Here is a 1,600-nt window from a genome sequence, read left to right as displayed (position 1 = left end):
TGGCGCGGATCGCCACGGCTGTCTCGCGTGCCCAGTCCTCTTCCTCTGCATCGAGATAGGAGAGGATGGTTGCGAGGTCGTCGGCGGCAAAGCAGCGAACGATCAGGGGCAGTCGGTGGAGGATGGGCGCGGGCGGCAGCTCGTCCGCCTCGTGCTCGTCCAGGATCGCTTCCGCGCGGTAAGGATCGGCGACCAGGCGCGCCTTTACCTCCTCAAGCCGATCGGAGGAGATGTAGTGGGTGGCGAGGCGCAACCGCTTGCACTCCGCGCCCGACAGTCGCGCGCCGGTGAGCGCCAGATACTGCGCCAACCGCCCGCGCAGGCGCGACAGGTAGCGCCCGCCGCCGACGTCCGGGAAGATGCCGATGGTCGTCTCCGGCATTGCGAACACGGTCCGCTCGGTCGCGACCCGAAAACGGCAGGGGCAGCTGATCCCGACGCCTCCGCCCATCGTGACTCCGTCCATGAAAGCGACGCCGGGCTTCGGAAACGTGTACATCAGGTGGTTGAGACGGTACTCCTCGAAGAAGAAGGCGCGGGCCGCCGGCTCGTCGCTTTGTACCGCATTGGCGATCGTCACGACATCGCCGCCCGCGCAAAAGCCCCTGGATAGCTTGGGGTCGCCATCGGGCGAGGCGGCATGGTCGATCAGGACCAGCCGCAACTCGGGATCCACGATCCAGGCCTGCAGCGCCGCCGTCATCTGGCGCACCATGGAGAGGTCAAGGCTGTGCAGTGCCTTGGGGCGGTTCAGGCGCAGACGGCCGGTCGCGCCTTCGCGAGTGGCGAGGATGGTGGTTTGCGTCACGCCTTGTGCTCCCGCGAAGGCGGGAGCCCAGGGCCGCACACGTCGTGCCCGCGACTCTGGGCTCCCGCCTTCGCGGGAGCCCATGCTGGCGCAACCATCACGCCGCCTTCGCGTAGCTGCCGGGGGCTGGTTCGAGACCGTCTTCGATCTCACGCGCGGGAACCTGCGCGCCCGAATCCTGGCGGTTCAGCCATTCGACCCACCACGGCCACCACGAGCCTTCGTTCCGCGTTGCGCCCTCCAGCCACTCACGGCCGGCGTCGGGCTTGGCGTCACTCGTCCAGAAGCCGTGCTTGTTGGCAGCGGGCGGGTTTATGACGCCAGCGTTATGCCCGGAGCCGCCCAGCACGAAGTCGGCGTCGAGCAGCCGCGCGCCGTCATAAACCGCCTCCCAGGCGGAGACATGGTCGTCCTTGAGCGCAATCGACAGGATAGGTTGGCGGATGGCCGCGAGATCGATCGCGACGCCGCCGACCTCGAACCCCGCCGGTTCCCTGAGTGCGTTCTCCAGCAGGAGTTTGCGATTATAGCTCTTCAGGAACCCTGCCGGGATTCGTGCCCCGTCCTCGAACCAATAGAGCAGGTCGGAGGGAGGCGCTGCCTGGTCGAGCAAATAGTGATTGACCACCGACGACCAGATCAGGTCGTTGGCGCGCATCGCCGCGAAGAGCTGCTGGAGCTCGGTCGCCTCGATATAGCCCTGCTGCTCAAGATGCTCGTCGAGCGCGTTGAGGTGTGCCTCGTGGACAAAGGCAGACCAGTCGCGCATGTCGGCGAAATCCACCATCGAGC

General features: G+C 66.8%; 1 protein-coding gene and 1 pseudogene. Both read right to left on the bottom strand.

What is annotated here, in order from left to right; genetic code table 11:
* On the bottom strand, window positions 1-808 hold an 808-nt coding region (locus tag RMO04_RS17865; RefSeq protein ID WP_309646116.1), incomplete at its 3' end, for an enoyl-CoA hydratase/isomerase family protein.
* Between the two features lie 97 nt (window positions 809-905).
* Window positions 906-1,600, bottom strand: a pseudogene (locus tag RMO04_RS17860) (class I poly(R)-hydroxyalkanoic acid synthase); the annotation flags it as partial.

Source organism: Phenylobacterium sp. (assembly GCF_031412415.1).
Taxonomy (GTDB): domain Bacteria; phylum Pseudomonadota; class Alphaproteobacteria; order Caulobacterales; family Caulobacteraceae; genus Phenylobacterium.
The sequence above is the reverse complement of the archived record's forward strand: the minus strand, read 5'-3'. Positions and strand labels throughout refer to the sequence as shown.